Annotated in this window: 5 protein-coding genes and 1 pseudogene; 5 read left to right on the forward strand and 1 reads right to left on the reverse strand. The window is 59.5% G+C overall.

Going from position 1 to position 7445, the window contains the following annotated elements:
- Positions 1–430: 430 nt before the first annotated feature.
- Complete coding sequence (acs, locus tag HBO05_RS14270; protein WP_169955154.1) at positions 431–2386, reverse strand: acetate--CoA ligase; 1956 nt, start codon at positions 2384–2386, stop codon at positions 431–433.
- 393 nt (positions 2387–2779) lie between these two features.
- Here acs and HBO05_RS14275 point away from each other — a divergent pair, with 393 nt between their 5' ends.
- From HBO05_RS14275 to HBO05_RS14295, 5 genes and pseudogenes are all read left to right on the forward strand, one after another.
- Positions 2780–3049 carry a DUF2790 domain-containing protein gene (locus tag HBO05_RS14275; RefSeq protein ID WP_170043792.1) on the forward strand — a complete coding sequence of 90 codons (270 nt, stop codon included), beginning with the start codon at positions 2780–2782 and terminating at the stop codon, positions 3047–3049.
- A 153-nt stretch (positions 3050–3202) separates the two neighbouring features.
- Positions 3203–4090, forward strand: a complete 888-nt coding sequence (locus HBO05_RS14280) for an AraC family transcriptional regulator (protein WP_169955152.1) — start codon at positions 3203–3205, stop codon at positions 4088–4090.
- Between the two features lie 112 nt (positions 4091–4202).
- On the forward strand, positions 4203–5468 hold the full coding sequence (locus HBO05_RS14285; protein WP_172312958.1) for a DUF1479 domain-containing protein: 1266 nt from the start codon (positions 4203–4205) through the stop codon (positions 5466–5468).
- A 42-nt stretch (positions 5469–5510) separates the two neighbouring features.
- The gene (locus HBO05_RS14290; protein WP_170056892.1) at positions 5511–6794 is read left to right on the forward strand and encodes an ABC transporter substrate-binding protein; all 1284 of its coding nucleotides are present in this window, start codon (positions 5511–5513) and stop codon (positions 6792–6794) included.
- Positions 6795–7264: 470 nt separating this feature from the next.
- Positions 7265–7445 (forward strand): annotated as a pseudogene (locus HBO05_RS14295) (ribonucleotide-diphosphate reductase subunit beta); the annotation flags it as partial.

Genomic DNA, 7445 nt, shown 5'->3' on the forward strand with positions numbered 1-7445 from the left:
AAAGATATTAAACCTATTAACGCTGCAAATTGCGGGCCTATTATTCGCAAACCCTTCTATTCCGGCAAGTGTAGCGTTTGATCTAATTTTTCAGGGTGTCTAAAACGGGCGTTTTCGGGGCGCGGATGTAGCACTTTGCCTCATGTTTGGGCGCAAGGTTACACATTTGCACCACTGGGTAACATTCAGAAACGTCCTACTAGATAAACCGATATTTATTGGCCTGGTGCTGAGGACGGTCTGTCATCCCCCACCATCCAATGTAGGAGCTGGCTTGCCAGCGATAGCGGCGGGCCTGTATCAAATGGGCTGACTGACCCACCATTATCGCCGGCAAGCCGGCTCCTACATTGATGGTATTTCATAGTGAGGCCCCACAAAAAAGCCCCATCCGGCCTACACCGGATGGGGCTTGGTCCCACAAACCCGCTTACGCGACGTTCATGGTCTTGTGGGTATCGATCAGATGCTGCACCACACTTGGATCAGCCAGGGTGGAGATATCCCCCAGCCCGTCATACTCGGCCGTGGCAATCTTGCGCAGGATACGGCGCATGATTTTCCCCGACCGGGTCTTAGGCAAGCCAGGTGCCCACTGGATCACGTCCGGCGATGCAATCGGGCCGATCTCCTTGCGCACCCAGTTCTTCAGTTCCAGGCGCAGCGCTTCGGTCGGCTCCTCGCCGTTTTTCAAGGTGACATACACATAGATGCCCTGGCCCTTGATGTCGTGAGGCACACCGACCACGGCCGCCTCGGTGACTTTGGGGTGGGCGACCATGGCGCTTTCGATCTCGGCGGTGCCCATGCGGTGCCCGGAAACGTTGAGCACGTCATCCACGCGACCGGTGATCCACCAGTAGCCGTCTTCATCGCGACGCGCGCCGTCGCCGGTGAAGTACATGCCACGGAAGGTCTTGAAGTAAGTGTCGACAAAACGGTCATGGTCGCCGTACAGGGTACGCGCCTGGCCCGGCCACGAATCGAGGATCACCAGGTTGCCTTCGGCAGCGCCCTCGATGATGTTGCCCAGGTTGTCCACCAACGCTGGCACCACGCCAAAGAACGGACGTGCCGCCGACCCCGGCTTGAGCGCGTGAGCGCCCGGCAACGGGCTCATCAGGGTCGCGCCAGTTTCGGTCTGCCACCAGGTGTCGACAATCGGGCAACGGGATTGGCCGACGTTCTTGTAGTACCAGTCCCACGCTTCCGGGTTAATCGGCTCACCCACCGAACCCAACAGGCGCAAGCTGCTGCCATCGATACCTTCGCAGGCGGCGGTGCCGGAAGCCATCATCGCGCGGATCGCGGTCGGCGCGGTGTAGAGGATATTGACCTTGTGCTTGTCGACGATTTTCCCGACCCGCGTGATATCCGGGTAGTTCGGCACGCCTTCGAACAGCAGCGTGGTCGCGCCATTGGCCAGCGGGCCATAGACGATGTAGGTGTGGCCAGTGACCCAGCCGACGTCGGCGGTGCACCAGTAGACTTCGCCCGGGCGGTAGTCGAACACGCGCTCGTGGGTCAGGGCGGCGTACAACAGGTAGCCGCCGGTGGTGTGCTGCACGCCCTTGGGCTTGCCGGTGGAACCGGAGGTGTAAAGGATGAACAGCGCTTCTTCGGCGCCCATCTCTTTTGGCGCGCAGACCGTGCCCGCCACTTTCATCAGGTCTTCGTACCAGATGTCGCGATGCTGGTTCCACTTGATCTGGCCATTGGTGCGCTTGCACACGATGACTTTCTGGATACTGCTGGTTTCCGGGTTGGTCAGCGCGTCGTCGACGTTGGCCTTGAGCGGTACCTTCTTGCCGGCACGAATGCCTTCGTCGGCGGTGATCACCACCTTGGATTTGCAGTCGATGATGCGACCGGCCAGGGCTTCAGGGGAGAAACCGCCGAACACCACCGAGTGGATCGCGCCGATGCGGGTACAGGCCAGCATGGCGACCACAGCTTCAGGGATCATCGGCATATAGATGGTCACCACGTCGCCACGGTGCACATCCTGGCCGCGCAGGGCGTTGGCGAACTTGCAGACTTGTTCGTGCAGCTCGCGGTAGGTGATGGTGCGGCTTTCGGAAGGATCGTCGCCCTCCCAGATGATCGCCGCCTGGTCGCCGCGCTCGGCGAGGTGACGGTCCAGGCAGTTGTAGGAAACGTTGAGGGTGCCGTCAGCAAACCACTTGATATCGACATGGTGGTCGTCAAACGAGGTCTGCTTGACCGTGGTGAAAGGCTTGATCCAGTCAAGACGCTTGGCTTGCTCGCGCCAGAAGCCGTCGGGGTTGACCACCGACTGCTGGTACATGGCCTTGTAGGTCGCCTCGTCAGTCAGCGTGTTGGCTGCTACTTCGGGGCGAACGGGGTACAGGGAAGCCGCACTCATCTTTCTTACCTCGGTGACTATAGTTGTTGTTGTATGGCCCTGTTGTAGCCGGGGCAGGCCTATAGAACCATTCGACGATGGTAGTAACAAGCCCCTACAAATTGCCCTGATATGTGCGTGCACCGCTCTGGTCCGGGGCCTGTAGCGCGTTTTGCGCTACCGGAAAAAACCTCTGTCGTGGATTGTTACGAAAACCACCAAAAGTGTTTATCAAAAGTACGGGTATATGAATGCAACCCAGGCGCCTAAAATCAACCTCGCCAACAAGGCACTGTGATTAACCAAGTTGCAGCCCCCACGAAGGCACGTTAATCCGAACTCTCTACTTAAGTTACACACGTGGCCTCACAAGGGCCCCGTGACCCCCTTCGACTGTAAAAAGGTAAATTGGAAATGAAAGCTTTATTAGTTATGGCCCTTGCCAGCCTGTGCGCCACCGCCGCCCTGGCCGACGAGATCCCGACTGACGTAGCCAGCCAGCACACCGCTATTGTTGAGGAATACACCTACGCCACTGATCTGGATATTGCCAAGGTGGTGTCCATGAGTTCCATTCCGAATGTCTGCGAAGTTGTTCCAGCACGCATGGAATATGAAGATCACCAAGGCCAGCGTCATATTCTTAATTACAAAGTCATGGGTAACGGTTGCTCTAACGGTTAATAACTTAGTTAGTTAGAACCTAACCTGGCAATGTTCGCCGCAAGGAATCGTTCTTGCGGCAAAGAGACTTGTTCACGGCACCTTCCCCTTCTCGCTTGAACCGAATGCTACGATTGTGGCGTTGCTATTCCCTCTGCACAGCAGGATGGGTTCATGAGAGCCAGTTTCGAGAAAATCCCCACCGAGGCCAACACCTCCTGGACCCTGCTCAACAGGCGCCTGCCACAGGCGATCCCGTTTGAGTGGCATCACCACCCTGAGTACGAGCTGACCCTCACCCTCAACAGTCGTGGGCACCGTTACATCAGCAACGATGTGGCACGCTACGATGATGGCGACCTGGTGCTGGTGGGCCCGAATGTTCCCCATAGCTGGTCGTCGGCCGAGACTATCGACCCGACCCAACCGCACATCGCCCTGGTCATCTGGTTTTCTGAAGCCTGGGCCGATTCGCTGGTCAAATTGTTTCCGGAAATGGCCTCGACCCGCGCCCTGCTGGCGGCCGCGCGGCATGCACTGAGTTTCAGCGACGCCACCTCGCGCGCCCTGCGCCCGGTGATCGAGGCGATGGTCGAGCAAGACGCCTCCCAGCGCCTGATTTCCCTGCTGACGGTACTCAATACCCTGTCACGGGATGTCGCGGCGCAGCGCATCGCTGTGCAACAAACCCCTCACATCATTGAAGATGCGCGCATCCGCCGGGTCCTGGACTACCTGCACGGCCACTATGCGCAACCCCTGAGCATCCCTGAGCTGGCACAAATGGCCTGCGTCAGCGTTTCCGCCTTCCACCGCATGTTCCGCAAACACACACGCTGCACAGCATTGGACTACATCGTGCGGCTGCGCATCGGACACGCCTGCGCCCTGTTGATGCAAGGCAACCTGGCCGTCAGCACCATCGCCGAACAGGTCGGGTACGCGTCCCAGGCCCTGTTCAACCGTCAGTTCAAGGCGCAAAAGGGCATGACGCCTTCAGACTTCCGTGGTCAGCATGGGCATCACTTCCAGCCAGGCACGGCTAAGCCGATTCTTCTGTAGGCGCATGATCAAACGCCACAATCGTATTGCTCAACGCGCCAAATGAGGCTGCCGTCCAGGCCGTCCGGAGTGATTCCATACCTGCATGAATAATAAAAATGCAGGCCACCCCATGAACAATCCCCCATCCTTCGCAAGTGCCGAGCTACCTGACGACTACAAACGCAGCATCGTCGCCATGAAAAAGGCACTGCGCGCACAGATCGGCGACGTGCCCGCGCTGTTTGCCGAAGTCAGCGCCTTTATCGCCACGGAAATCGCCGCGATCAAGGCCCAGCAAGCCCTGACCGGCTCGGCCTGGCCCGAACTGGACTTTGCCACCCTCGCCAACGGCCAGGTCACAGAACAACAACGCGCGCTGATCAAGCGCCGAGGCTGCCTGGTGATCCGCAACCACTTTCCCAGGCAGCAGGTGCTGGAGTGGGACAAGAGCCTGCTGGACTACCTGGACCACAACCAGTTCGACGCGGTTTACCGGGGCCCTGCCGACAACTTCTTCGGCAACCTGGAAGCCTCGCGCCCGGAAATCTTCCCGATCTACTGGTCCGAGGCCCAGATGCAACTGCGCCAGCATGAGCGCATGGGCTGCGCCCAATCGTTCTTGAACCGCCTGTGGACCATCGACTCCCACGGCCAGCAGTGGTTCGACCCCGACACCAACGCCCTGTATCCGGACCGCGTACGGCGGCGCCCGCCCGGCACCACGTCCAAAGGCCTGGGCCCGCACACCGACTCCGGGGCGCTGGAGCGCTGGCTGCACCCGGCCTACCTGAAGGTGTTCGAGAAAATTTACCGCAATGACTTCAAATCCTACGACCCGTGGGACGCCGCCCATCGTACCGAGGTCGATGAATATGCCTACCCAGGTACCAAATGCTCGGCCTTTCGCACCTTCCAGGGTTGGACCGCGCTGTGCGACATGAATGCCGACCAGGGCGTGCTGCATACCTTGCCGATCCCCAAGGCCATGGCCTACCTGCTGCTGCGCCCGCTGCTCGATGACGTGCCCGAGGATGAGCTGTGTGGCGTTGCGCCAGGCAAGGTGCTGCCGATCCTGGAGAAGTGGCACCCGCTGCTGGTCCAGGGCATGTCACCGATTCCGGACGTGCAGGCTGGCGATTCGGTGTGGTGGCACTGCGATGTAGTCCATAGCGTCGCCCCCGTCGAAAACCAGCAGGGCTGGGGCAATGTGATGTACGTACCAGCCGCCCCCATGTGTCCGAAAAATCTGCGTTATGCCAGGGATGTTTTACGGGCCTTCGAACAAGGCGCCTCGCCGGATGACTTCCCCCGCGAAGACTACGAAAAGCACTGGAGCGACCGCTTCATGACCTCGCAACTGAACGCCCTCGGCCGCAAAGGGCTGGGGCTGGAATAAGTACCCTCCTCTCACCACAAAAACAAAAAAGGGCCACTCCCTATGAAAATCGTCAATCGCCTTGCCGTTGCCATCTCCCTCGCCAGCCTTTGCACAGTCAGCGCCCATGGGGCCCAGAGCAAGGGCAGCGTGGAAGTCGTGCATTACTGGACCTCAGGCGGGGAAGCCAAGTCTGCGGACGTGCTCAAGCAACTGATCGAAAAAGACGGCTATACCTGGCAAAACAGCGCCGTAGCCGGTGGCGGGGGCGCAGCGGCCATGACGGTGCTCAAGACTCGCGCCGTGTCCGGCAACCCACCCTCCGCCGCTCAGATCAAGGGCCCGGATATCCAGGAATGGGGCAATCTGGGCTTGCTGACCAGTATCGACGACGTGGCCAAGGCCAATCACTGGGACAAGCTGTTGCCCCAGAGCATTGCCCAACTGATGAAATATGATGGCCACTATGTCGCCGTGCCGCTGAATATCCACCGTATCAACTGGCTCTGGACCAACCCCACGGTACTCAAGCAGGCCGGCGTGTCCCAGACGCCGAAAACCCTCGAAGAACTGTATGCCGCCGGTGACAAACTCAAGGCCGCCGGTTTTATTGCGCTCGCCCACGGCGGCCAACCCTGGCAGGACACCACGGTATTTGAAGGTCTGGTGCTGAGCATCCTCGGCGCGGATGGCTTCAAGAAAGCCTTTATCGATCACGACGAAGCCACCTTCACCGGCCCGAAAATGACCGAAGTGTTTGTAGCACTGCGCAAACTCAAGACCTACATGGACCCCGACGGCACGGGCCAGGACTGGAACATGGAGACCGCCAAGGTCATCAAGGGCCAGGCCGGCATGCAGATCATGGGCGACTGGGCCAAGAGCGAATGGAGCGCCGCCGGCAAGAAGGCCGGTCTCGATTATGAATGCGCGCCCTTCCCGGGCTCCCAAGGCATCTATAGCTACACCATCGACTCCCTGGCGATGTTCAAGCTCTCCAGCAAAAATGACACACCGGGCAACAATGCCGCGCGCGACGACCTCGCCAAGATCGCCCTGGAGCCACAATTTCAAACGGTATTCAATCAGAACAAAGGCTCCATCCCGGTGATCACGGGCCTGGACATGAGTCAGTTCGACAGTTGCGCCCAGGCCTCCGCCAAGGATTTTGCCGAAGCCGAAAACGCCGGCACCCTGGCCCCGAGCATGGCGTTCAACATGTCGACTTCCCAGGCAGTGCAAGGGGCGGTGTTTGATGTGGTCAGCCACTTTATGAGCGATAAAAACGCGGATCCGGCCAAGGCCGGGAAACAGATGTTTGCGAGCATTCAGGCGGCGGCACAGTAAGGCCCTGCGGCCAGTTCTTGCGCCAAGGGGCGCAAGAACTGCGATGCCAAATCTACCTGCGGCTGGCGCATTAAAAGCAGCGCCTACCGCCCGTCAAAAAAATCCGCAGCTGGCAAACCCTTGCAAACCCGCACTCTGGCCGCAAACACCGTCAATTTGGCGGCCCACCGAGACCATCCGCCGCAACACAAAGGCAAATTTTTCCCTATAATGCGCGGGTAAATCGGGCCTGTAATATCCCTTTACATGGGGTAACGAGCCAGACCTGAGGCCCCGCAGGAGTAAGACACAGTCGCTCCGCCCCTCAGACCTCATGCAGAGCACCCGTAGCCCTATTCCGTTTAATGCCTGCGCTAGCTGTTGCAACAAACGATTCCTTAAAGATCCACCGCGGCCCCTGGGCCGTGTGAACACCCAACCATCCGGTTTCACACGGGCACCATTGGCCCTCACGCAGGAGACGACACGTCATGCTGAGCTGGGACGAATTCGACAAAGAAGAAGAAGGCGAAGTAGCCGCTAAAGGCGCCAACGCCGGCCACGCCACCGAAGCCAACATGGACCGCCTCGACGGTGCCGGTGCCGCCGCCGCCATCGAGGCCCGCGCCGTCACCGCCAATGACTCCGCCGCCATCGTGCGCGCCAAGGCCG

The sequence above is a fragment of the Pseudomonas sp. WS 5079 genome, from assembly GCF_012985465.1.
Taxonomy (GTDB): Bacteria; Pseudomonadota; Gammaproteobacteria; order Pseudomonadales; family Pseudomonadaceae; genus Aquipseudomonas.

What these genes read in the sequence shown, in the direction of transcription:
- acs (WP_169955154.1), bottom strand. Translation starts at nt 2,386, where the DNA reads ATGAGTGCGGCTTCCCTGTACCCCGTTCGCCCCGAAGTAGCAGCCAAC.
- HBO05_RS14275 (WP_170043792.1), top strand. Translation starts at nt 2,780, where the DNA reads ATGAAAGCTTTATTAGTTATGGCCCTTGCCAGCCTGTGCGCCACCGCC.
- HBO05_RS14280 (WP_169955152.1), top strand. Translation starts at nt 3,203, where the DNA reads ATGAGAGCCAGTTTCGAGAAAATCCCCACCGAGGCCAACACCTCCTGG.
- HBO05_RS14285 (WP_172312958.1), top strand. Translation starts at nt 4,203, where the DNA reads ATGAACAATCCCCCATCCTTCGCAAGTGCCGAGCTACCTGACGACTAC.
- HBO05_RS14290 (WP_170056892.1), top strand. Translation starts at nt 5,511, where the DNA reads ATGAAAATCGTCAATCGCCTTGCCGTTGCCATCTCCCTCGCCAGCCTT.